Here is a 22,545-nt window from a genome sequence, read left to right as displayed (position 1 = left end):
CGGTGACCCGCTGTCAGCCGTCCGGGGTGAAGAGCCCCTGTACGCCGACGACGATCGCGATGAGGCCGAAGATCGCGAGCAACAGCCGGACGCCGGTGGCACCGTCCGACCGCTCGTCGCGCGGCGTCGACCGCCCGGTCAACCGGCCCCACAGCAGGGCGAGCCCCACACCGATCCCCACCACCTCGAAGTGGAACACCCGGGGCCCGGACACCAGGTGGACGATCAGGTAGTAACCGCCGGTCACCAACGCCACGAGGCCGACCACCCACGCGATCGGGGCGGCCCGACCGGCGAGGCGGCCCAGGTCGTCGCCGACCCGCGGCAGCAGCCGCAGCACCGCCACGGCGAGCAGGAAGCCACCGACGATGTTGGCGAGGTCGAGCAGCAGAGCCATAATCACGGGAAGTCTCCGTCGATCGGGTGATCAGCCGGTGGGAGCGTACCCACGGAACCGGTCGGTTGAAACGGTCCGGACGGCACGCCCCCAAGGCTGAGCCGCTCAACCCTCAGCGTGTGCACCGCCACACCAGCGGCCGATACGCCTCGTTCTCGTAGACGGCCCCGACCACCGTCAGACCGTCGCCGCTGATCCCCTCGGCCGTGTACGTGCCCGCCTCGGTCGCCCGGACCTCCGGTCGACCCGGCAACCGGCGGGAGGTGCCGTCCGGCGCCACGAGCAGCGGCGCACCGTCGGCGACCAGCACCTCACCGCTGCCGGCGATGCCACTCGCCCCCGGGAAGGGCAACAGGCTCACCGCCCCGGTGGCGAGGTTCCACCGCGCCGGCAGCATCTGCACGGCGCCGCTGCGTTGGTCGCCGGGAACCATGCCGATCGCCCATTCGCCCTGCGCCGACTCGACCGACGCACGCGGATAACCGTCGGGCACCGCCAACGTCGCCCCGACGCCCTGCGGCGTCCACCGGTAGGGCCGATCGTCGACGGTGCCGACGATCGTGCCGTCCTCGGTGATCCCGGTCGCGGAGGACCCCGGCTGGCCGACCAGCCGGTGCTTCTGGGGGTGGTCCGTCGACCACAGCACAGCCTGGTGCGAGTCGTCGGACCTGCGGGCGGTGCCGACGATGTCGCCCCGACCGTTGACGGCGTGCACGAGCACCGCGTCGTAGCCGGGCGGCGTGGCCAGGAAACGCAGCTTGCCGTCCCGGTACAGCCAGCCCGTGCCGTCTCCGTTGGTGCCCACCACATAGCCACGGGTGTTGACCGCGGCCGCGTGCCGCGCGGTCGCCGGCAGGACGACCGGACGGCCGTCGGTCCACAGCACGACCCGGCCGTCCTCCTGCCCGGTGCCGATGTCGCCGACGATGTGCCGTCCGGTGGGATCGACGCTGTTGGCCACCGCGACCGAACCCTTGACCGGCTGCGGCAACCACGACGCCTGGCAGGTGACCGGCGGGCGCGGGGCGTTCGACCCGGTGTTCTCCGGCGTCACCGCGAGCGCGGGCGGGGTCGGAGCCGGCGGGCCGGTGGTCGCACCGGCCTGGACGGCACCCACGACACCGACCCCGGCCAGCACCGTCAGCGCGGCGATCCCGCCGACTCGGCGACGCCGTCGGCGCCGCCGACCGTCGCGGACCGCCCGGCTCAGGTCGACCCGAGGCTCCGGCACCGGCGCCGCCCGCAGCAGCTCGGCGATCCGCTGCTCGTCCACGGTGGTCATCTCGGACTCCTCACTGACATCTCGGTCACGTCGAGCACCTGGCGGACGGCCGCCAACGCCCGAGCCGTCTGCGACTTCACGTTGCCTTCCGAGCAGCCCATCGCGGCGGCCGTGTCGGTCAATGACAGGTCGCACAGGAACCGCAGGACCAGCACGGTGCGCTGGCCGCGCGGGAGGCGGGCGAGCGCGGCGAGCAGGCTGTCCCGCTCGGCCAGGTCGTCGTGCGGGGTCACCGGCGAGCGCTCCGGCTCCGGAACCGACCCCAGCAGGCGAACCTTCGCCCAGCTCAACCGCTTCTCATCGACGAGCTTGTGCACCAGCATCCGGTGTACGTACGCGTCGACGTTGTCGGCCCGGCTGACCCGGCGCCAGTTCACGTAGAGCGCCGTGACCGTCTGCTGCACCACGTCGTCGGCCAGATGGGCGTCGCCGCACATCAGGAACGCGGTCCGATGCAGGCTCGGCAGTCGCGCGGAGACGTACTCCACGAACTCACCCTCGGCTTCCACCATCGAGGCTCCCTCCTCCGCATGCTCGACGGGACCGGACGGTCATCAGGTTGCGTCCCCGTCGAAGAACGCTCGGAGGCCCTACCGCTCGGCCGGGCCGGGGACCCGGCCCGGCCACACCCGGACGGGTCAGCGAGCCAGCGCGGCTTCGAGCCTGCGCGCCTCGGTCGCCAACCGGTTCGTCTGGACGGCGTTCACGGGCACACCGTGGAACCACCGACCGACACCAGTGCCGGTCTCAGCCGACGGCGCTGGTCATCCGGTGTACCGCCTCGATGATGAGTTCCGGTGCGGTGGCCAGGTTCAGTCGGACATGCCCGGCACCGCCGGTGCCGAACGCCAGTCCGGAGTTCAGCGCCACCCGGCCACGATCGAGGAACACGGCGGCCGGGTCGTCGCCGAGGCCCAGGGCGCGGCAGTCCAGCCAGGCCAGACAGGTGGCCTGACCGGGCTGGTAACGGACGGCCGGCAGGTGCTCGGCGAGCTGCGCGGCCAGGAGCCGGCGGTTGTCGTCCAGACCGGTCAACAGGGCGTCGAGCCACTCGCCACCGTCGCGGAAGGCAGCGGTGTGGGCGATCACGCCGAGGTGGCTGGTGCTGACGCTGACCCCGAACGGGACGCGAGCGAGGTCACCGGCCGCGGCCGGGCCGGCGACCAGGAGCCCGCCGCGCAGGCCGGCGAGGTTCCACCCCTTGGAGGCGGACACCAGCGACAGGCCGTTCTCCGCGCCCTGCACCGAGAGGTACGGCACGAATCGCGCTCCCCCGGCCACCACCGGAGCGTGGATCTCGTCGGCGACCACCCGCACCCCGTGCCGTTGGGCCAGTCCGGCGATGGCGGTCAACTCGGCCGCGCTGTGCACGACACCGGTCGGGTTGTGCGGGCTGCAGAGCAGGTACGCGGCCGGCCGTCCACCGGCGCGAGTCCGCCGGAACGCCTCCTCCAGGGCTGCGAGGTCGATCCGCAGGTCCTCGTCGAGCGGAGCCTCCACGATCCGGCGGCCGGCGTGCGCCACGGACTCGTAGAACGGCGGGTAGACCGGGCAGTTGACGATCACCGCGTCCCCCGGCTCGGTGACCAGTCGCAGCGCCTCGACGACGCCGTGCATGACGTCGGGCACCAGCGCGGTGCGCTCCACGGCCAGCCCGTCCCAACCCCACCGCCGCGCGGCGAACTCGGCCACCGCCTGCGGGTACGCCGTTCCGGCGGGGTAGCCGGTGTCGCCGCGCGCGACGGCGTCGGTGATTGCCCGTGCGACCGGCTCGGCCAGGGGCACGTCCATCTCGGCCACCCAGAGCGGCAGCACGTCGTCGGGGTACTCCCGCCACTTGAGGCTCGTCCGCTGCCGAAGCTGCTCGATCGTGAGCTGGCGGAGGGGATTGACCGAGGTTCGGGCACCACTGAGCAGACCACTCATGTCCCCACCCTATTCCTTGCCTCCGACCGACGCTCCGGGTCGCCGATGAGGTGTCCACTGTGGTTGTTTCGGAAGGATTTCCGGAGACCGATTTGGCATTGACCAGCGTCTTTGTGTTTGCGATCCTCGTGCCGCTCGGAATCAACGCCGAAAGATTGCTGCGAGTTGCCAGTTCATCACCTAGGCTCCCGAATGCCCACACCGACGGCCCGCCCTCACGCCGTGCCAGCCACCGACCTTGCACGCCGGCCATCGCAACCCTCGACGCCGATTGGAGTGTTCGATGACCTGGCGTCCAACCATTGCCGCACTGGCCGGCCTGTGCCTGGCGGTCAGCGCCACCCCCCTGCCCGCCGGTGCTGCCGTCGCCGCTGCCCACGTCAGCGCTCACGCCGCGCTCGCCGGTCCGCCCGGCGCACCGCCCGGGGCCTGCCCGACGGGGGCCAGTTACGGCCCGCCGCTGCCCGCCAGCACCGTGACGGCCCCGCGAATCCAGGGCGGGTTCACGTTCCTCGAAGGGCCGGTCTGGGTCGCCGACGGCGGCTACCTGCTGTTCTCCGACATGACCGCCGGCACCGGGCCGTACAACGTCCAGCCGTCGACGATCCGCCGGTTCACCGCACCCGCCACCTTCGACACGTTCATCACCAACGCCGGCAGCAACGGCCTGGCGCTCAGCGCCGACGCCCAGCAGCTCGTCGCGGCCACCCACGACCAGCGGAGCGTGTCGGCGTACCGGCTGAGCGACCGGGCCCGCAGCACCGTCGCGCCCAACTACCAGGGCCGGGCGTTCAACTCGCCTAACGACGTCGCGGTCCGTTCCGACGGCGTCGTCTACTTCACCGACCCCAACTTCCAGCGCGGCAACCGCCCCGACCAGATGAGCGGGCGTACCAGCGTCTTCCGCGTCTCCAACGGGCAGGTGTCGCTGGTCGACGACCGGTTGCGCCAACCCAACGGCATTTCGCTCTCACCGGACGGGACGGCGTTGTACGTGGGCGCCTACTCGGAGAACAAGATCTACAAGTACGCGGTCCAGCCCGACGGCAGCATCGGGGCCCGCAGCGTCTTCGTGAACTACATCGGCGGCCCGGACGGCGGCACGATCGACTGCGCCGGCAACGTGTACTGGACCTCGGGCGGAGACTCCCTGGTCCACGTCTACTCCCCCGCGGGCACCGAGCTCGGCACGATCCGGTCCGGCAACTCCGGCACGACCAATGTGGCGTTCGGCGGCCCCGACCGGCAGACCCTCTTCGTCACGTCGGGCCGCTGGGGTGACTCCGGGCTGTACAGCGTGCGGCTCAACGTCCCCGGATATCCGTACTGACCAACGGTTGGGCGGCGCGCCGCTCTCGTCGTAGCCCGACGAGGCGGCGCGCTATCCGGCGGTCGCGGCGATGAACACCACCGCCCCGACCACCACCAGCACGGCGGCCAGGAAGGTCTGCCGACGGGCCCGGCGCAACGCCTCCCTGACCTGCCAGGCGTGCGCCGTGGCGAGCAGCCAGCGCAGGTACGGGTCGGTCCGGGCGATGTTGCGGCGCGCGGTGGCGAGCCCCGCCCGGAGGGCGGCCCGCTCCTGCGGGGCAGCCGTCGGCAGGCGGCGGGTTATCTCCGCGGCGATCCGGCGATGACGCAGCAGACCGTCGACGTCGTCCGCGTACCCGCCGAAGTGGTACCAGGGCTCGGCCTCCAGCCGCTCGCGCAGGCCGCGCAGCTCGGGCCCGGTGAGCGTCGCCGGCGTGGTCATCGGCGGGACGAGCACCTCGCTGGTCCGCCAGATCGCCCAGGCCACGCCGAGCAGCGTCACCAGCAGGCCGCCGCCCGCCCACGCCGCGTGAGCCCAGTCGGTGACCTTGCCGGCGGCGATCAGCGGGCCGCCACCGAGCAGCAGCGCGCCCACCGCGCCGGCCGAGGAGATGATCCACCGAGCCGCCGCCCGACTGTCCGCGACCGAGTCCAACGGGGACGGCAGCACGTCCAACCCCGCGCCGCTCGTCGGCGACTCCCCGGTCATCGAATGTCGTCGCGGAAGACCACGCCCAACGGGCCGTTCTCGTCGTCGGGCAGATCGGTGTACGGCACCCAGCGCTGCCCGTCGAAGACCTCCAGCTCGCCGCTGTCGTTGATCCGCACGGCGTTGACTTGCGCGAGCTCCTCAGGATCGTCAGCCATGGATACAGTATCGGTCAGCCCGGCAATCCATCCCGGCATCGGGTCGTCCGCCGGGCGACCGCAGAGGGGCCCTTCGTGATCCGGTTGACAGTCAGCGGGACCGACGTGGTCCTGGTCGTTGAGGGCGACCGACGCCGGCACCCGGTGGGCCCAGGCGATCAACGTACGGCCGACCTGCTCTGGCGGCTGCGCGGCGGCCCTTCGGTGGAGCTGTCGTACGAGGTCGGCGCCGCGCTCGGCCGCCGTTTCCTCGACGCCCCCGGCCCGGCCCTGCGCGCTGAACTGGCCCGCCCCGGCCGGCACCGGCTCGGCATCGAGGTCGTCGACCCGGCCCTGGCCGACCTGCCCTGGGAGACGCTGGTGCTGCCCGGCGAGGAACTGCCGTTGGCGCTGCGACCCGACGTCGATGTCTGCCGGACCGGCGAGGACGCACCGGCACCGACGGTCCGGGTGGACGGCCCTCTGCGGATGCTCGCGGCGATCGCGAGCCCGGACGACTCGACCCAGCCACTGCTGGACCACGAGCGGGAACTCGGGCGGATCCTCGGCGCTGTGGAACCCGGGCATCGGCACGGGGTGCGGGTCCGCGTCCTGGAGTGGGGCAGCGCCGCCGCGATCCGGGCCGCCCTCGCCGAGGAACCGTTCCACGTCCTGCACGTCTCCAGCCACGCGCGTCCCGGCGCGCTGCTGCTGGAGACCCCCACCGGCGCGGAGGACCGTGTGGACGCCGCGCGGTTCCTGGCCGAGTTGCTGCCGCCCGGCCGGACCGTGCCGTTGATCGTGCTGGCCGGCTGCTCGACAGCCCGTCAGGATCAACGGGAACTGCCCGGGCTGGCCGGCGCGCTGCTGACCCACGGCGCGCCGGCGGTGTTGGCGATGAACGGGACGGTCAGCGACGGGTACACCATCGACTTCTGCGCTCGGCTCTACGAGCGGTTGGCCGCCCGCAGCGAGCCGGAGCTGCTGGCAGAGGTCTCCGCCGTACGCCGTGAGCTGGCCCCGACCGCCGCCGAGTGGTGGATGCCGACGTTGTTCCTGGCCGACCCCGGGCTGCGGCTGGCCGGCGGACGGGACGGCGCTGCCATTGCCGCGCCGCCCGTTCAGTCGATCGTCGGGGACGGCGTGGTGCGTGCGCCCACTGACTTCGTGGGCCGCCGGGAGATCCTGCGTCGGCTGTCCCGGGGAAAGCTTCGGGTGCTCGTCCACGGCATCGGTGGGATCGGCAAGACGAGTCTCGCCGCGGAACTCGCGCGGCGGTTCCGCGACGCGGGTGGCATCGTCGTGGCGACCCACGGCGACGCCACCGTCGACGCGATCCTCGACGAGCTGCGCCGCCAGGTGGGGAGCCGCTGCGCCGAAGCGGCCCCTGACGACCCGCTGCGGCGATGGCTCGTCGCCCTCGCCCAGCCGGGCCAGGACTGGCGGCGACGGTTGGACGCGATCGGCGCCGGCGGCCCGCCGCTGCTGCTCGTCCTCGACAACGCCGAGGACGCCCTGGACGCCGAGCACCGGTTGGCCGACGCGGACCTGGCCGCGTTCCTCGCCGCCTGGGCGTCCCACCACGAGCTGGTCGTGACCAGCCGGCACCCGTTCGCGGTCGCCGGTCTGGAAGCCTGTCACCTCGGTCCGCTCTCCTGGCAGGAGACCCGCAAGCTGCTCTGGCGGCTGCCGGGCGTGGGCCAGCTGGCGTCGGCGGAACAGCAACGGATGTGGCACCGGCTGGGTGGCCACCCGCGCGCGCTGGAATACCTCGACGGCCTGCTGCGCGGCGGCAACGCCCGATCCGACGAGGTCGCCGGCCGACTGGCCGCGGCCGGCGGTGACCCAGTTGCCGCGCCGGCCGAGGTCGGCACGCCGCTGGCGGAGGCCGGCGCGCTGGCCGCCGAGGATGTGCTGCTGCCCCGGCTGCTCGCCCGCCTGGAGGCCGTCCCGGCGGCCCGTCGGTTGCTGCTCGGCGCGGCGGTGTACCGCACTCCGGCGGACCGGACCGGGCTCGCCTGGCAGCTCGCCGACCCTGCCGACGGCGACGACCCACCACCGGAACCGGCGGGGCTGGACGAGGCGGTCGAGACGCTGTCGCAGCTGGGGCTGCTCGCCCCGGTCACCGGGGGCCACCTGGTGCACCGGTGGACGGCGGCGAGCCTGCAGCGGATCGCCGGCCGCGACGCGGTGGTCGACGCGCACCGCCGCGCGGGCCGTTACTGGGGCTGGCGGGCCCGGTCCAGCACCGACCAGCACGACTTCATCCGCCGGGCCGTCGAGGCGCGGTACCACCACCTGGCGGCGGGTGACACCGACGAGGTCGTCACCTACTCCGAGCTGGCCTGCCAGGAGTTGCACGCGGCCGGGCACTGGGCCTGGGAGGAGAAGATCTGGCGGGAACTGCTGCCGCTGGCATCCCCGGGCTCGGCGCGTTTCGCGAGCTTCCTCAAGGGACTCGGCGACGTGCACCTCAGCCGGGGTGAGTACCCGCAGGCGACGCAGCGTTACGAGGCGGCGCTTGCCGTCTACCGGGATCTCGGCGACGACAGCGGGGTCGGCAAGCTCCTGCACCAGTTGGGCCTGGTCGCCGACAACCGGGGCGACCGGGCGAGCGCGGACCGGCTGTTCCAGGAGGCGTTGACGATCCTGAGCGGGCTCGGCGACCGCTCGGCGGTCTCCCGGACCCTGCACCAGCTCGCCGGGATCGCCCGCGGCAACGGCGACGCCGAACTGGCCATGTCGCGTTACCTGGAGGAGCTGGCGATCGCCCGAGACCTCGACGACCTGGAGGGGATCGCGGCGAGCCACCACCAGATCGGCGTACTCGCCTTCGAGGCCCGGGACTTCGTGAAGGCGGAGCGGTGCGTCCAGGTGGCGATCACCAGCTACGGACGGTTGGGCGTCCGGGTCCAGCAGGGCAGCGGGCTGGTGATGCTCGGACGCATCGCCCTCGCCCAGTTCGCGTACGAGACCGCCGAGGAGCGGGTCCGCGCCGCGCTGAAGATCTTCGAGGAGGTCGGCAGCAACGGTCACATCGCGGAGTGCTCGCTGTTGCTCGGTCACCTCGCCCGCGACCTCGACGACCTCGAGTTCGCCGAGAGCTGCTACGCCCGCGCCCGGACGATCGTCGCGGCCCTCGGCGAGGACCCGCTGCTGCGCCGCTGCGACGAACTGCTCGGCGGCGTCCGAACCGTCCTCGGCCGGGCTGCCGAGGCGGTGCCGCACACAGTGAACGCGATCGGCGGGGACGACCAGCCGCCGCTCCAGGCGGCCCTGGAATGGCTGGCCGTGCAGCGCCTGGAACTGGGCGCGCACGCCTTCTCCGCCCTGCTGTCCCGGCACCTCGACCGGAGGCAGGCGGGGCAGCGGGCCGAGTGGGTCGCGGCGTACCTGCGGTTCCGGTTCGACGCTTCGCACCCGACGCCGCTCGGCAGTGGCTACGTCCTGCGCGCCATCGCCGCCGCCCAGGCCGGTGAGTTCGGTACCGCCCGGATGTGCCTGCTGCGGGCGTTGCCGATCTGCGCCGCCGCCGGCTACCAGGCGGGGGTCGCCAAGTGCCACGAGGACCTCGGTCGGGCAGCCCTGGAGACCCGCCGGCTGACCGAGGCGCGGTCCCGCTACGAGCAGGCGTTGCAGGTCTACCGCGTGCTGCGCCACGAGCCCAACCAGGCCATCGTCCTGCACCAGCTCGGCCGGGTCTGCGAGGAGCAGGAGGATCTCGCCGGCGCTGACCGGTTCTACCGTCGCTCCATCGCGATCAAGAAACGGCTCGGGAACCTGTCGGGCGTCTCCAACAGCACCTTCCACCTCGGCAGGGTGGCCGGCCTGCGCGGCGACCAGGCCCTGGCCGAGCGGTGCTACCGGACCTGCCTACGGATCGACCGCGAGCAGGGCAACTGGGAGGCGGTGGCACTGGACCAGGTGGCGCTCGGGCAGCTGCGCGTCGAGCAGGGCCACCCGGCGGAGGGCGTCCCGCTGATCGTCGAGGCGCTGAGCATCGACCGGCAGATCGGGTCGGCGAACGCGGCGCTCGACCTCAACGCGCTGCGCGAACTGCGGGCCAGGCTCGGCGACGAGGTGTTCGCGGCCATCCTCACCGACGCCTTCGGCGCGGCCGGTGCCGCCGAGGTGCTCGACCTGATCGCGGTGCTACCGACCGCGGACGAGCCAACCTGATCCACCCGGTCACCCGTACACTCGGCTGATGGCGAACCGCCCGCGGCACCGAGGTCGATAGACCGATGGGGGCGTCGACCGCAGACACCGTGATCTTCGATTTCGACGGTGTGCTGCTGCGCGGGGACGCATTCGGGCTGTTCCTGCGCCGCACTGCTTTCGCGGGTGCCCGGCTGCCGCTCGCCGTCGCCGCGCTCGTCGTCCTCGCGCCCGTCGCCGCTCTTCCCGCCCTCCGTCCGTGGGCGGCGCGGTGGGTCAGCCGGATCGGCCTGGTGGGCCGGAACGCGGACGAGTTGCGGGCAGAGCTGGAACGCTTCGGTACGAGCCTCGGTGCGGAACCCGGGCGGATGATCGAGCCCGGCCTGCGGATGATCCGTAGCCACCTCGCCGACGGCGACCGGGTCATCGTGGTGACCGCGTGCGAGCACACCCTGGCGCGCGCCGTGCTCGACGCGATCGGCCTCACCGAGGTCGAGCTCGTGGCCTCGCGCATTCGCGGGCCGAAACTGATAGTGCACAACCACGGGGCGACCAAGATGGCGCAGCTCGCCGGCCAGGGGGTGACGCCACCGTGGCGGGTGGCCTACAGCGACTCACTGTCGGATCTGCCCATCCTCGACGCCGCCGAGCAGCCAGTGCTGGTCAACGCGACAACGCGTCAGGTCGCCCGGGCGCGGCGGCTCCTCGGCGCCCGGCTGACGACTGTCACCTGGTTGGGTGGCCAGGGCCCGGGGCACCCACCTCACACCGCTGGAGACGACCGCCGATGAGAGGCCGCTACGACAACCTGACCCGCACCCGTGCTCTCGACCCGGAGCGCGACCACCTGGCCATCTACCAGACGATGCTGCGCTACGAGTTTCCGTGGGACATGAAGCTCGGGCTCAACCTCGCCTTCAACCGGTCGTTCTCCATCCCGGCCATCGCGGCCGTGCACACCGCCACCGGGGAGCTGACCGAACGCACCCAGAAGCGCATCGACGACACCGGTCTGCTGATGTACGAGATGGTGCTCAACGGCTTCGACCAGCCGCGGGGCCGCGAGGCGTTGCGGCGCGTCAACCAGATCCACCGCCCGTACGACATCAGCAACGACGACTTCCGCTACGTCCTCGGCTGCCTGGTCGTGATCCCCACCCGGTGGTTGCAGGAGTACGGCTGGCGCCCACCCTGCTGCCACGAACGTCACGCCACGTACCTGTTCTACCGGCAACTCGGTCGACGGATGGGCATCACCGACATCCCGGGGTCGTACGGCGAGTTCGAGACCTGGTTCGACGCGTACGACGCAGCTCACCTGCAACCGAACGACGACGCGGCGGCCATCGAACGCGCCACCCGCATGCTGATGCTCAACCGGATCCCCCGGACGCTCGCCCCACTGGGAAACGCGCTGGTCAGCGCCCTTTATGACGCGCCGCTGCGGCGCGCGACACGGGTCGACACGCCGACCTGGCCGGTCCGGGCGGGTGTGCACCTCGCCCTGCGGACGCGCTCGCTGTCGCAGCGGTGGTTCGGGGCACCACCGGCGACCGCATTGTTCGCCGACGGGATCAGAACCAAGAGCTACCCCGACGGGTACGAGATCAGCCGGCTCGGCCCCCACCAGGACCGCGTGCGCGAGTAGCACGTCGTAGTGCCGGCGTCGGTGGCCGAGCAGCACTCCAGCCTCATCCCGCGACCGTATTCGGGTCAGCCGTAGGCGACTCCGCAGGCCGAGAGTTGTCCGACGTTGTTTGTCCGACCCCCAATGACCTTCCGGCCAACCAGCCGGCACCCCACGGTGGTCGTGGCACGAACCCAGTGCCCTCGCCCTACGAAAAACCGAGGGAGTTCTCATGAAGCGACGGTTCGCACGAGCATGTCTGGCGGTGGTGGCAGCGACGACGCTGTCAGTCACCGCCGGCGCCACGGCCGCGTACGCGGACCAGGGCTGGATCGGCAAGTGCTACCCGCACGCCTACGGCGGCTGGTGTGACGGCAACGGCCCGGACTGGACGTACGAGGGGTACGTCCGGTGCGCCGCCCAGTCCAGCGGCAGCAAGGACGAGGTCGGCGTGCGCCGCTGGGCCGGCGACCGTCGGGGCTCGACCGCCAAGTGCCAGCTGGGCACCTCGTACAAGTCCGGTGGCGTCAAGATCTTTCTCCGCGGCGAATTCAAGGACGCATACCCGGGCTAAACCCTGCAACGGAAGGAGTCCCTATGGGGACCCGAAAGAGAATGCTTCGTGGCCTGCTCGCCGTGGCTGTCGCGGCGATGTTCGGCTTCGCCGCGCAACCGGCGGCACCTGCTGCGGCGGCTGCCCCGAGGGCCAACTGCTACCTGACTGGCGACCAGCAGTTCGCGCAGTTCAGGGCACAGGTCAAGGCCTTCGAGAAGGAGGGCAGGCTGAGCCGCGACGTGGCCGCCGCAGTGACGTGCGACCCGCGCACCGCCCCGCAGTACTACACCTACGAGGTCAAGGTCGATCAGGTCGTGGCGCCAATGTGGCTGTCGGGCTGCAAGCAGAGCTCCAAGTGGACCATCACCTGGAGCCTGGGCGGCGAACTCGGCGGGCACAGCCAGAACCTGAACTTCTGCTGGAGCCAGGCCACCCACAAGGTGTCCGACTGGAACGGCATCTGCAGCGGCTACACCACCGGATGGGGCACGACGAACGGGTGGCGGTGGGAGGGCTGTAGCCGCGACACCTTCAACCCCTACACGATGGACGGCTACTACCCGGCCGGCATCCACCATTCGACACAGGGTCACTGGTCGAACCTGGTGCCGTGGACCACCGACACGTACCTCAACCTTGATATCTGGGGTCACTGGGACGGGACCTGCGACACCAAGTACAACTCCACCATCCGAAACTACTGCTGAGGCGTGGGTGGTGCCCCGGTGTCGGGGCACCACCCACGCGGTGCAGCGTGCGACGACGGGTCACATGACGGCCGACAGGGCGACGACGGCCGGTCGGCAGGAGTGCTCCCGGTCCGCCGACCGCCCGTTGAGGACAGTCGGCGGACCGGCTCTCAGCGGACGTCTGTGGTGGTCCAGCGTGGGGAGGCGTTGGTGACCGGGACGGTGTCGCCGACCAGCGTGGTCAGCGCCTGGGCGTCCCGCCGCGCACTGGTGCCGACCCACAGCTCGACGTCGCCAGGCTCCACCACCCGGGTGAACGTGCGGTCGGAGAAGGCCAGACGGGTGGTGGGCACCGTCAGCTCGACAGTGACGGACTGGCCCGGTTCCAGATGGACCCGCCGGTAGCCGAGCAGCTGCGCCACCGGCCGGGTCACCGAGGCGACCACATCGCGACCGTAGAGCTGGACCACGTCGTCGCCAGCGACCGCGCCGGTGTTCGTCACCCGCACGGTCACCTCCACCGCCCCGCTGGTGGGCGTCGTGCTGGGCACGGTGAGCTCGCTGTACGCGAATGTCGTGTAGGACAGGCCGTGGCCGAACGGCGCCACGGGCGTCGCCGGCAGGTTGGTCACCTCGTTGCCCGTACCGAGGGTGGGGTGCAGGTAGGAGTACGGCTGCGCGCCGGCCGACCGGGGCAGGCTGACCGGCAGCCGGCCCGACGGGTTGACCCGCCCGGAGAGCACCCCCGCGATCGCCCCGGCGCCCTCCTCGCCCGGGAAGAACGCCTGCACCACCGCCGCGCAGCGCGCGAGCGCCCAGCCGACCGCGTACGGCCGGCCGGTGACCAGCACGAGGACGACCGGTGTGCCGGTTGCCAACACCGCCTCGACCAGTTGGCGCTGGACGCCGGGCAGCTCCAGGTCCTCCCGGTCGCAGCCCTCGCCGACCGTGCCGCGTCCGAAGAGGCCGGCGTGGTCGCCGACGACCAGGACGGCCACGTCAGCGCCGGAGGCTGTGGCGACGGCCTCGTCGAAGCCGGACCGGTCGTCGTCGTCCACGTCGCAGCCACGTGCCCAGGTGACGAGATCGCCGCCGAACTCGGCCCGCACGGCGTCGAGCACGGTCGGCACGTCGATGCCGGTCTCCACGCCGGGGTGCTGGACGAGGACGTGGTTGAGGAATGAGTAGCACCCGAAGAGCGCGCTCTGCCGGTCGGCGTTCGGGCCGATGAGGGCCACCCGTCGCCCCGCGGGCAGCGGCAGCGCGTCCCGGTTGGCTACCAGCACGATCGATTCCTCGGCGAGCCGACGGGCGATCGACCGGTGCTCGGGCGAGTCGAGATCGATCGTCTGGGGCGGCTCGTCGTCGAAGGTCGCGTCGAGCAGACCCAGGTCCCGCTTCTGGCGCAGCACCCGCAGCACCGCGCGGTCGATCAGCGCCTCGTCGAGCTTGCCCGCCCGCACCGACTCCCCCAGCGTCAGGTAGGCGTCGCCGGTGGGCAGTTCGACGTCGAGACCGGCGGTCAACGCCTGCCCGGCCGCGTCGGCGTGATCGCTCGCCACGTGGTGCAGCAGGTTCAGGAACGCGACCCCGTAGTAGTCGGCCACCACAGTGCCGTCGAAGCCCCACTGGTCGCGCAGGATGCCGGTCAGCATCGTCGGGTCGGCGGCGACCGGCACCCCGTCGATCTCGGTGTACGAGTGCATGACGCTGCGCGCGTCGCCGTCGAGGATCGCCATCTCGAACGGGGGCAGCAGCACGTCGGCCAGTTCCCGGCGGCCGATGTGCACCGGGGCGAAGTTGCGCCCGGCGCGCGAGGCGGAGTAGCCGGCGAAGTGCTTGAGGGTGGCGTGCACCCCCTGCGACTGCAGGCCGCGCACGTACGAGGTGCCGATGGTGCCGACCAGGTACGGGTCTTCGGCGACGCACTCGTCGACCCGACCCCAGCGGGGGTCACGGATCACGTCGAGCACCGGAGAGAGCCCCTGGTGCACGCCCAGGGCCCGCATCGAGGCGCCGATCGCCGCGGCCATCTCGGTGACCAGTTCGGGGTTGAACGCGGCACCCCAGGCCAGCGGGGTGGGGAACGTGGCCGCCTTCCACGCGGACAGTCCGGTGAGGCACTCCTCGTGCACGATCGCCGGGATGCCGAGCCGGGTGCCGGTGACCAGGTCCCGTTGGAACTTCCACAACCAGGACGCGCGTTGCGCAGCGTCCAGCGGGCGGGTCCCGTAGGCGCGGGTGAGGTGGCCGAGCCCGTGCCGGGAGAAGTCCTCGAGCTTGGAGGAGTCGCCGAACTCGCCCTGCAACGGTGCGACCGCCTCGCCGTCCTCCTTCTCCCAGAAGCCGACGAGCTGGGCGATCTTCTCCTCGATCGTCATCCGGCCGAGGAGTTCGCGTACGCGGGCCTCGCCGTCGTGCCCGTCCGGTCGTCCGTGCTCCGGACCGGCCTGGGCCGGCACCGGCCCGTCCACCACCGCGTGGACCTCAGTCATGCTGTGCCTTCCTGTGGTTGTGCTCGTACCGCTGCCGCTCAGCCCTTGACCGCACCCTGCAGGCCACCGACGATCTGCTTCTCCGCGAGCGTGAAGAAGAGCAGCGCCGGCAGCATTGCCAGCGAGGTGAAGGCGAGTACGCCTGCCGTGTCGGTCGTGTACTGGCTGGAGAAGTTCTGCACGCCCAGCGGCAGGGTGTGCAGGTTGACGTCGCTGAGTACGAGCAGCGGCAGCAGGAACGAGTTCCAGCTCGCCACGAACGCCAGGACGCCAACGGTGACGAGCGCGGGCCGCGACAGCGGCATCGCGACGCGCCAGAGGAAGCCGAGCCGACTCGCACCATCGATGGCGGCGGCGTCCTCCAACTCTCGCGGAATGGCGGAGAGGAAGGGACGCAGGATCACGATCGTCAGCGGCAGTGAGAAGGCGACCTGCGGCAGGATCACCGCGTAGTACGAGTTGATCAGGTTCAGGTCGCGCAGCATGAGGTAGAGCGGCAGGATCGCCGCCCCGGCCGGAAACAGCAGGCCGAGGGTGAAGAAGGTGTAGAGCCCTTCTCGCCCGCGGAACCGGTAGCGGGCCAGCACGAACGCGGCGGCCAGGCCGAGCACGACGACGGCGAGCGTGGTGCCGAGGGCGATGACCGCGCTGTTGAACGCCTGTTGCCAGAAGTTGCTCTGGGTCAGCACCCGGGAGTAGTTGTCCCAGACGAACGGGTCGGGCAGGCCGGCCGGGTCGGCGACGATCTGCGGGGTGGTGCGGAAACCGCCGATGACCACGTAGATGACCGGGGCGATCGACACCGCCGCGATCGCGAGGGCGAGCGCGTAGGTGAGCGGCGTGCCCCAGGAGACCTGGCGGCGTCCGGTGGACGGGGGGAGAACCGAGTTCACGGCCATCGTCACTTCGCCCTTCCGGTGATGGCGCCCTCGATGTCGCGGCGGAGCAGGAACCGCTGGAACAGCAGCGCCGCCACGAAGGAGATGACGAAGAGGATTACCGCCACGGCGTTGCCGTAGCCCCAGAGCCGGGCGAAGAACCCGTTGTCCACCATGTATGTCGCCATCGTGGCCGACGCGCCGAGGGACCGCACCGCGGGCACCGAGGTCACCCAGATCATGTCGAAGATCTGCAGTGAGCCGATCATGGACAGGAACATCCAGATCCGGATCGTCGGGCCGAGCAGCGGAATCGTGACGTGCCGTTGGATCTGCCACCAGCTCGCGCCGTCGATGGCGGCGGCCTCGGTCAGCTCGTCGGGCACATTGGACAGCCCGGCGAGGAGCAGGATGATGGCGAAGCCGACGTATTTCCAGGTGAGAACGGCCAACAGGGTCCAGATGACCACGTCCAGGTCCGCCAGCCAGGCCTGCACCAGGCCGCCCATTCCCAGGGACCGCAGCAGCGCGTCGACAGTGCCGTCGCCGGTGAGGAGCAACTTCCACATGATGCCGACCGTGACCTCGGCCAGCACGTACGGCACGAACACCAGGAGGCGGAACACGGCCCGCCCACGGAAGCGACGGTTGAGCAGCAGGGCGACGCCCAGGGCGATCGGCCCCTGGATCAGCAGCGACCCGAACACGATGATGGCGTTGTTGCGCAACGCGTCGAGGAAGATCGGATCCTGGAAGGCGAGGGTGTAGTTCCGCAGACCGACGAACTCGGTGGGCGGCCCGACCCCGCGCCACCGGAACAGGCTGTAGTAGACGGCGAAGCCCATCGGCACCAGCACGAACATCACGTAGATGGCGACGGCCGGCGCGGTCAGCCCGATGATCTCGTACCACTTGCGGCGGTTGTCGGCTCGGCGGGCGGAATCGCGCTCGGCCCGGCGGGGGCCCGCCGGCGACGCGGAAGCGCCGCCGGCGGGCATTTGGATCTGGTTGGCGGAGGTCACTTGCTTGCGGCCGCCTTCATTGCCGAGACGACCTTCTCAGGCGTCCCGCTGCCGGCGAAGATGGTGACGATCCCGTCGTTCATCGCGTTACCGATGGTGCTGCCGTAAGCCGTGTCCAGCCAGAGCTGGACGTAGCTCGCCCCGGAGGTGGCCTCCAGGATGGACTTCAGCGCGGGGTCCTTGACGGCGTCCGCCGCACCCTTGGCCACAGGCAGGCCGGTGCCGGTCTCGGCGTAGCCCTTCTGCACCTCGGGGCTCACGATGTACTTGAGGAACTCGACGCACTCGGACGGGGCGTTCTTGGAGCAGGAGAACCCGTCACCACCGCCGAGGGCCGCCTTCGGGTCACCCGGGGAACCGCTGATCGCCGGCACCGGGAACCAGCCGAGGAACGACGCGAGCTTCGTCTTGTCCGTGGCGACGGTGTCCAGCGTGCCGCGGTTCCAGTCACCCATGAGCTCCATCGCGGCCTTGCCGTTGGCGAGCATGCCGTTGGCGCTGGTCGGATCGTTCTGGCCCGGCGTGGCGATGAAGTTGGGCTGGAACGGCTTGGTGTCGATGAACGCCTTCAGGTCCTGACCGGCCTTCACGAAGCACGGATCGTCGAAGGTCTTCTCCGCGGACGCCTTCTTGAGGGTGTCGACCGAGCAGGCGCGCAGCGCCATGTTGTACCACCAGTGCGCGGCCGGCCACTTGTCACCGGCACCCACGGCGATCGGAATGACGTTGATCGCCTTGAGCTTGGTGACCGCGGCGTTGAGCTCCTCGAAGGTGGTCGGCGGAGCCGCGATGCCCGCTCGCGCGAACATCTCCTTGTTGTACCAGATGCCCTCGATACCCATCCGGAACGGCAGGCCGTACTGCTTGCCCTTCACCTGCCAGATCTCCGCGGCACTGCCGATGTCGCCGACCTCGGTCTTGGTCTGGTCGGTGATCTCCTTGAGGTAGTCGGCCTCCACCTGCTCGGCCATCTCGCCGCCGCCCCAGGCCTGGAAGATGTCCGGCGGGTCGCTGCTCAGCAGCGCGGCGGGGAGCCGGGTGCGCTGGAGCTGGTTCGTCTCGATCGCCTCGATCTCGATCTTGACAGTGGGGTGGAGGGCGGAGAAGTCCTTGGCGACCTTCTCCCAGTAGGTCTTGCCGGGCCCGTCCTGGGAGGCGTTGTGCCACCAGGTCAGGGTCACCGGGTCCTTGTACAGCTCGTTCTGAGGGGCCGCCTCTTCGCCGCCGCCGCCACAGCCGGCGGTAACGAGAACACTTGTCATCAACAGTGCCAGGACGGCACTTGCACGCCGCTTCGTTGCCATAGATGTCTCCTCGACTACTCAGTCGCGGTACTCGGCCTGCGGCGAAGTTTTACAGTCATGTAACTTGATGTCAATCGGTATCGATAACGTTTTCGAGTCGGTGACACCGCACCGGCGGCAGGGCCCTATCATCATCGACGTGGTGTTTCAGCAGCGCGTCAAGATGTCGGATGTGGCACGTACTGCCGGCGTCTCGGTCGCGACCGTGTCGAAGGTCGTCAACGGCCGCTACGGCGTGGCCCAGGCAACCGTGGAGCGAGTCCAGCAGGTCATCCACGAGCTCGGCTACGAGGCGAGCCTGGGGGCGCAGAGCCTGCGCAGCCACCGCACCAACGTGCTCGGCATCCTGGTCGCCGAGTTCGAGCCGTTCTCGACCGAGCTGCTCAAGGGGGCGTCGCAGGAGGTCGCCGGGAGCGGATACCAGCTACTGGCCTACTCCAGCGGTGACGGCGAGGGCGCCGCCGTGGGCTGGGAGCGTCGCTCGCTCGCCCGACTCTCCGGCACACTCATCGACGGTGCCGTGATCGTCACGCCGACAGTGGTCGAGACCGAAAACAGCTTCCACGTCGTGGCCGTCGACCCCCACACCGGCCCGTCCGACCTGCCCACCGTCGACTCGGACAACTTCGCCGGCGCCGTACTGGCGACCAACTACCTGCTGTCCCTCGGCCACACGCGCATCGGGCACATCAGTGGACGCACCGACCTGAAGTCCGCCCAGCTGCGTGAGGCCGGCTTCCGCAGTGCGATGGCCGAAGCTGGCGTGCCGGTGGACGAGCGGCTCGTCCGCGTCGGCGGGTTCCGGATCGAGAGCGCCGCCGGCACAGCCGCGGAGCTGCTCGCCCTCAGCGACCGACCGAGCGCGATCTTCGCGGGTAACGACCTCTCCGCGATCTCCACGATGACCGTGGCCCGCGACATGGGTCTGTCGGTGCCCGACGACCTGTCGGTGATCGGCTTCGACAACGTCCCGGAGTCGGCGCTGGTCAACCCGCCGCTGACGACCATCATGCAGCCCCTGCAACGAATGGGCGCCGAGGCGTTGCGCCTCCTCGTCGACCTGATCGCCGGCGTCGACCGCGACACCCACATCCGGCTCCCCACCGAGCTGGTCATCCGCTCCTCCTGCCGCCCGCTGCGCTGACCGTGCGGCTGGCGGGGTCGGCGCAGGCTCCCGGCCCTCGCCGCGCCACGTGGGGGAACGCGACAGGGTGGCGGAACGTGAATCTCACCTAAGCCGACAATTTCTCCCCTAAGTTCGGGGCGCAGGACGCCGCCGAACCGGGGAGAGATGTGGACAGCTATCCGGCGATCGAGGATCACGGGCTCATCGGCGACCTGCAGACCGCCGCGCTGGTGACGTGCGACGGGACCGTCGACTGGTTCTGCGCGCCGCGGTTCGACTCACCGAGTATCTTCGCCGCCCTGCTCGACAAGGAAAAGGGCGGCTACTTCCAGATCGCGCCGCACGACGTGCGGTACGTGACCAAACAGCTCTACCTTCCCGGCACACCCATCCTGATCACCCGGTTCATCAGCGCCGACGGGGTGGCCGAGGTCATGGACTTCATGCCGGTCACCGGCGAGCGGGCCACCGACGCGCATCGGCTGGTCCGGACCGTCACCATGGTCCGCGGCAGCATGCGCTTCCGGGTGGAGTGCCGCCCACGGTTCGACTACGCCCGGGAAGAGCATCAGCTTGAGCGCCACCACAACGGTTACGTCTTCCGAAGCCGGTCGGCGGCGTTGACGTTCCACCCGGTCGACCCGGTTCGGCGGTTGATCTCCGAACAGGGTGACGTCCACCTTGAGGGTGGCGACCTGGTCGCGTACGGCACGCTGAACGAGGGCGACACCGGCGGGGTGGTCCTGGAGACGGGTGGGGCCGAACCGCGCATCTTCGCGCCGGAAGAGATCCAGGGCATGTTCGAGTGGACCCGGGACTACTGGCGGCGCTGGCTCGAACGTTCCCGCTACACCGGCCGCTGGCGGGAGATGGTCGAGCGCTCGGCCATCACGCTCAAACTCATGACGTACGCGCCGACCGGCGCGATGATCGCCGCGCCCACCACCGCGCTGCCCGAGCTGGTCGGCGGCACCCGCAACTGGGATTACCGCTACACCTGGGTACGCGACACGTCGTTCTCCGTGCACGCGCTGCTCGGCCTCGGCTTCACCGAGGAGGTCAGCCGGTACATGAACTGGCTGGACGAGCGGATCCGCGAGGCCGGCGACCACCAGGACCCGTTGAAGATCATGTACCGGGTGGACGGCTCCTCCGACCTGCACGAGGAGGTGCTGGACCATCTGGAGGGCTACCGAGGCTCCCGGCCGGTACGGATCGGCAACGGCGCTGCCGACCAGCTCCAGCTCGACATCCACGGCGAGGCCCTCTACGCCATGCACCTCGCCGACGAGCAGGGCATCCGCGTCTCGCACCAGGTGTGGAAGAGCACCGTCCGACTGGTCGACTGGCTCTGCCACAACTGGGACCAACCCGACGCCGGCATCTGGGAGAGCCGCCACCACCCCCGCAACTACACCTTCGGTCGGGTGATGTCCTGGGTCGCGCTGGACCGGGCCATCCGGCTGGCCACCCGCACCGGTCGCCCCGGGGACATGGCCTGCTGGACCGACCAGCGCAACCGCATCTACAACCAGGTCATGGAGCGCGGATACGACCGGGCCCGCGGCACCTTCGTGCAGGCGTACGACGAGAACGTCCTGGACGCGGCACTGCTCGCCATGCCGGCGGTGGGTTTCGTCACGCCGAGCGACCCGCTGTGGCAGTCCACCCTGCTGGCGATCGAGCGTGAACTGGTCTCCGACAGCCTGGTCCACCGGTACGACCCGGTCCACTCCCCCGACGGCCTCCCGGGCCACGAGGGCACCTTCAACATGTGCACCTTCTGGTACGTCGAGGCGCTGGCCCGTTCCGGCCGCCTCGACGACGCCCGACTCACGTTCGAGAAGATGTTCACCTTCAGCAACCACCTCGGCCTCTACGCCGAGGAGATCGCCGCGACCGGGGAGCAGATCGGCAACTATCCCCAGGCGTTCAGCCACCTCTCACTGATCAACTCAGCGCTGACACTCAACGACCTGCTCGACAACGAGGCCGACGCCCGCCGCAGGCGGTAGCGCAGCATGTTCCGCCACCCCAGCGGAGCCAGCCGCGGGAAGGACTTGACGCACCCGAGTCCATCGCGCATCGTCGATATACATCGACCATCTCGAATGTATAGACGCGGGGAGAACCGATGAAGGCCTTCGTCACCACCGTCTCGGTTGCGGCACTGCTGCTCCTGGCCACCGGCGGCGCATCCCACGGCCAGCCAGCTGCCGACCCGCCCTGCACCGGGCAGATCCACCCGAACCCGGGGTTCGAGCGCGGCACCACCGGCTGGACGGCCGGCCCCCGCATCGTCGTGTTCGGCGACGCGACCCGACCGGCACACACCGGCAGCGCCTACGCCGCCTTCGCCGGGCTGGACGTGACGCGTACCGACCTGCTGCGCACCACCGTCACAGTGCCGGCCAACTGCAACTTGACGGTCAGCTTCTGGGTGCGGACCACCACCACGGAGACCAGCCGCGGCGACTACCTGAACGTCGGACTGGCGGTCACCGGGATACCCCCGAAGACGAGGTTCTCGCTGGCCTTCGACGGCGGAGCGCAGTGGCGGCAGTACGTGATGTCGAGCGGAACCGCCACGACCGAACGCACCGCGACGGCCAGCTTCCTCGCCAGCGAGACGGCCGGCAACGGGGCCACCGCCTTCGACGTCGACGACGTGTCCTTCAGCTTGAGCTGACCTGCGCGGGACGACCCTCGGCGCCGCGGTGACCGTCCTCGGGCCGCGGCGACCTCCGCCGACGTCTGCCGCAGGTCGGCTCAGTGGGGTTGAGCGGGCCATGTCACCACTCGGAATGCATCCGCAGAACAGATGGAGCCTCGACTGTCAATACGATAAATGGAATTGGTGAGGCCACGAACGGCCCCGGAACTGCAAGGCATTGAGATTCCGATCTCTGCTGGCTGATTGCCTGGTCG

The 22,545-nt window shown here is 70.6% G+C and carries 19 protein-coding genes; 9 read left to right on the top strand and 10 right to left on the bottom strand.

The window, feature by feature from the left end:
• Positions 1 to 13: 13 nt before the first annotated feature.
• The 4 genes from ABZU43_RS23180 to ABZU43_RS23165 all read right to left on the bottom strand — a co-directional run bounded on the left by ABZU43_RS23180 (position 14) and on the right by ABZU43_RS23165 (position 3,605).
• On the bottom strand, positions 14 to 397 hold the full coding sequence (locus tag ABZU43_RS23180) for a hypothetical protein (protein WP_355008640.1): 384 nt from the start codon (positions 395 to 397) through the stop codon (positions 14 to 16).
• Positions 398 to 509: 112 nt separating this feature from the next.
• Positions 510 to 1,679, bottom strand: a complete 1,170-nt coding sequence (locus ABZU43_RS23175) for a hypothetical protein (RefSeq protein ID WP_355008564.1) — start codon at positions 1,677 to 1,679, stop codon at positions 510 to 512.
• Entirely contained in the window at positions 1,676 to 2,191 is a 516-nt protein-coding gene (locus ABZU43_RS23170) for a SigE family RNA polymerase sigma factor (RefSeq protein ID WP_355008563.1), read from the bottom strand. Before ABZU43_RS23170 ends, ABZU43_RS23175 begins: the two co-directional genes overlap by 4 nt.
• A gap of 235 nt (positions 2,192 to 2,426) precedes the next feature.
• On the bottom strand, positions 2,427 to 3,605 hold the full coding sequence (locus ABZU43_RS23165) for a MalY/PatB family protein (protein ID WP_355008562.1): 1,179 nt from the start codon (positions 3,603 to 3,605) through the stop codon (positions 2,427 to 2,429).
• Positions 3,606 to 3,888: 283 nt separating this feature from the next.
• Here ABZU43_RS23165 and ABZU43_RS23160 point away from each other — a divergent pair, with 283 nt between their 5' ends.
• Positions 3,889 to 4,935, top strand: coding sequence for an SMP-30/gluconolactonase/LRE family protein (locus tag ABZU43_RS23160; protein WP_355008561.1), 1,047 nt, complete (start codon positions 3,889 to 3,891; stop codon positions 4,933 to 4,935).
• 51 nt (positions 4,936 to 4,986) lie between these two features.
• Here the strand turns inward: ABZU43_RS23160 and ABZU43_RS23155 are convergent, their stop codons facing one another.
• The gene (locus ABZU43_RS23155) at positions 4,987 to 5,625 is read right to left on the bottom strand and encodes a hypothetical protein (RefSeq protein ID WP_355008560.1); all 639 of its coding nucleotides are present in this window, start codon (positions 5,623 to 5,625) and stop codon (positions 4,987 to 4,989) included.
• Positions 5,622 to 5,783: a hypothetical protein gene (locus tag ABZU43_RS23150; RefSeq protein ID WP_355008559.1), complete on the bottom strand. Its 162-nt coding sequence runs from the start codon at positions 5,781 to 5,783 to the stop codon at positions 5,622 to 5,624. The genes ABZU43_RS23155 and ABZU43_RS23150 overlap by 4 nt, the downstream gene beginning before the upstream one ends.
• Positions 5,784 to 5,858: 75 nt before the next feature.
• Between ABZU43_RS23150 and ABZU43_RS23145 the strand changes: the two genes are divergently transcribed.
• From ABZU43_RS23145 to ABZU43_RS23125, 5 genes are all read left to right on the top strand, one after another.
• On the top strand, positions 5,859 to 9,941 hold the full coding sequence (locus ABZU43_RS23145) for a tetratricopeptide repeat protein (RefSeq protein WP_355008558.1): 4,083 nt from the start codon (positions 5,859 to 5,861) through the stop codon (positions 9,939 to 9,941).
• An 89-nt stretch (positions 9,942 to 10,030) separates the two neighbouring features.
• Positions 10,031 to 10,711, top strand: coding sequence for a haloacid dehalogenase-like hydrolase (locus ABZU43_RS23140; RefSeq protein WP_355008557.1), 681 nt, complete (start codon positions 10,031 to 10,033; stop codon positions 10,709 to 10,711).
• Positions 10,708 to 11,568 (top strand): oxygenase MpaB family protein, encoded by an 861-nt coding sequence (locus ABZU43_RS23135; protein ID WP_355008556.1) that lies wholly within the window; start codon positions 10,708 to 10,710, stop codon positions 11,566 to 11,568. Before ABZU43_RS23140 ends, ABZU43_RS23135 begins: the two co-directional genes overlap by 4 nt.
• 211 nt (positions 11,569 to 11,779) lie before the next feature.
• Positions 11,780 to 12,121 carry a hypothetical protein gene (locus tag ABZU43_RS23130; RefSeq protein WP_355008555.1) on the top strand — a complete coding sequence of 114 codons (342 nt, stop codon included), beginning with the start codon at positions 11,780 to 11,782 and terminating at the stop codon, positions 12,119 to 12,121.
• 23 nt (positions 12,122 to 12,144) lie between these two features.
• A complete protein-coding gene (locus tag ABZU43_RS23125; protein ID WP_355008554.1) occupies positions 12,145 to 12,810 on the top strand; it encodes a hypothetical protein in 666 nt (221 codons plus the stop codon).
• 152 nt (positions 12,811 to 12,962) lie between these two features.
• On the opposite strand, the gene ABZU43_RS23120 is transcribed toward ABZU43_RS23125, so the two are convergent.
• The 4 genes from ABZU43_RS23120 to ABZU43_RS23105 are packed head-to-tail and all read right to left on the bottom strand — an operon-like array spanning position 12,963 to position 18,449.
• Positions 12,963 to 15,287, bottom strand: coding sequence for a glycoside hydrolase family 3 N-terminal domain-containing protein (locus ABZU43_RS23120; protein WP_355008553.1), 2,325 nt, complete (start codon positions 15,285 to 15,287; stop codon positions 12,963 to 12,965).
• A gap of 38 nt (positions 15,288 to 15,325) precedes the next feature.
• Positions 15,326 to 16,186, bottom strand: coding sequence for a carbohydrate ABC transporter permease (locus ABZU43_RS23115; protein WP_355008552.1), 861 nt, complete (start codon positions 16,184 to 16,186; stop codon positions 15,326 to 15,328).
• Positions 16,187 to 16,188: 2 nt separating this feature from the next.
• Positions 16,189 to 17,187, bottom strand: coding sequence for a sugar ABC transporter permease (locus tag ABZU43_RS23110; protein ID WP_355008551.1), 999 nt, complete (start codon positions 17,185 to 17,187; stop codon positions 16,189 to 16,191).
• Positions 17,184 to 18,449, bottom strand: coding sequence for an extracellular solute-binding protein (locus tag ABZU43_RS23105; RefSeq protein WP_355008550.1), 1,266 nt, complete (start codon positions 18,447 to 18,449; stop codon positions 17,184 to 17,186). Before ABZU43_RS23105 ends, ABZU43_RS23110 begins: the two co-directional genes overlap by 4 nt.
• Positions 18,450 to 18,630: 181 nt before the next feature.
• Here ABZU43_RS23105 and ABZU43_RS23100 point away from each other — a divergent pair, with 181 nt between their 5' ends.
• From ABZU43_RS23100 to ABZU43_RS23090, 3 genes are all read left to right on the top strand, one after another.
• Positions 18,631 to 19,635, top strand: a complete 1,005-nt coding sequence (locus tag ABZU43_RS23100; RefSeq protein WP_355008549.1) for a LacI family DNA-binding transcriptional regulator — start codon at positions 18,631 to 18,633, stop codon at positions 19,633 to 19,635.
• 149 nt (positions 19,636 to 19,784) lie between these two features.
• Positions 19,785 to 21,632: a glycoside hydrolase family 15 protein gene (locus tag ABZU43_RS23095; RefSeq protein ID WP_355008548.1), complete on the top strand. Its 1,848-nt coding sequence runs from the start codon at positions 19,785 to 19,787 to the stop codon at positions 21,630 to 21,632.
• Between the two features lie 119 nt (positions 21,633 to 21,751).
• Complete coding sequence (locus ABZU43_RS23090) at positions 21,752 to 22,306, top strand: hypothetical protein (protein WP_355008547.1); 555 nt, start codon at positions 21,752 to 21,754, stop codon at positions 22,304 to 22,306.
• Positions 22,307 to 22,545: the final 239 nt, after the last annotated feature.

The organism is Micromonospora sp. NPDC005205 (genome assembly GCF_040608275.1).
Lineage (GTDB): Bacteria > Actinomycetota > Actinomycetes > Mycobacteriales > Micromonosporaceae > Micromonospora.
This window is presented reverse-complemented; position numbering and strand designations above follow the sequence as displayed.

Coding starts and splice junctions, on each gene's coding strand:
- ABZU43_RS23130 (WP_355008555.1), top strand. CDS start 11,780: ATGAAGCGACGGTTCGCACGAGCATGTCTGGCGGTGGTGGCAGCGACG.
- ABZU43_RS23160 (WP_355008561.1), top strand. CDS start 3,889: ATGACCTGGCGTCCAACCATTGCCGCACTGGCCGGCCTGTGCCTGGCG.
- ABZU43_RS23090 (WP_355008547.1), top strand. CDS start 21,752: ATGAAGGCCTTCGTCACCACCGTCTCGGTTGCGGCACTGCTGCTCCTG.
- ABZU43_RS23165 (WP_355008562.1), bottom strand. CDS start 3,605: ATGAGTGGTCTGCTCAGTGGTGCCCGAACCTCGGTCAATCCCCTCCGC.
- ABZU43_RS23180 (WP_355008640.1), bottom strand. CDS start 397: ATGGCTCTGCTGCTCGACCTCGCCAACATCGTCGGTGGCTTCCTGCTC.
- ABZU43_RS23125 (WP_355008554.1), top strand. CDS start 12,145: ATGGGGACCCGAAAGAGAATGCTTCGTGGCCTGCTCGCCGTGGCTGTC.
- ABZU43_RS23120 (WP_355008553.1), bottom strand. CDS start 15,287: ATGACTGAGGTCCACGCGGTGGTGGACGGGCCGGTGCCGGCCCAGGCC.
- ABZU43_RS23150 (WP_355008559.1), bottom strand. CDS start 5,783: ATGGCTGACGATCCTGAGGAGCTCGCGCAAGTCAACGCCGTGCGGATC.
- ABZU43_RS23155 (WP_355008560.1), bottom strand. CDS start 5,625: ATGACCGGGGAGTCGCCGACGAGCGGCGCGGGGTTGGACGTGCTGCCG.
- ABZU43_RS23135 (WP_355008556.1), top strand. CDS start 10,708: ATGAGAGGCCGCTACGACAACCTGACCCGCACCCGTGCTCTCGACCCG.
- ABZU43_RS23105 (WP_355008550.1), bottom strand. CDS start 18,449: ATGACAAGTGTTCTCGTTACCGCCGGCTGTGGCGGCGGCGGCGAAGAG.
- ABZU43_RS23170 (WP_355008563.1), bottom strand. CDS start 2,191: ATGGTGGAAGCCGAGGGTGAGTTCGTGGAGTACGTCTCCGCGCGACTG.
- ABZU43_RS23175 (WP_355008564.1), bottom strand. CDS start 1,679: ATGACCACCGTGGACGAGCAGCGGATCGCCGAGCTGCTGCGGGCGGCG.
- ABZU43_RS23115 (WP_355008552.1), bottom strand. CDS start 16,186: ATGGCCGTGAACTCGGTTCTCCCCCCGTCCACCGGACGCCGCCAGGTC.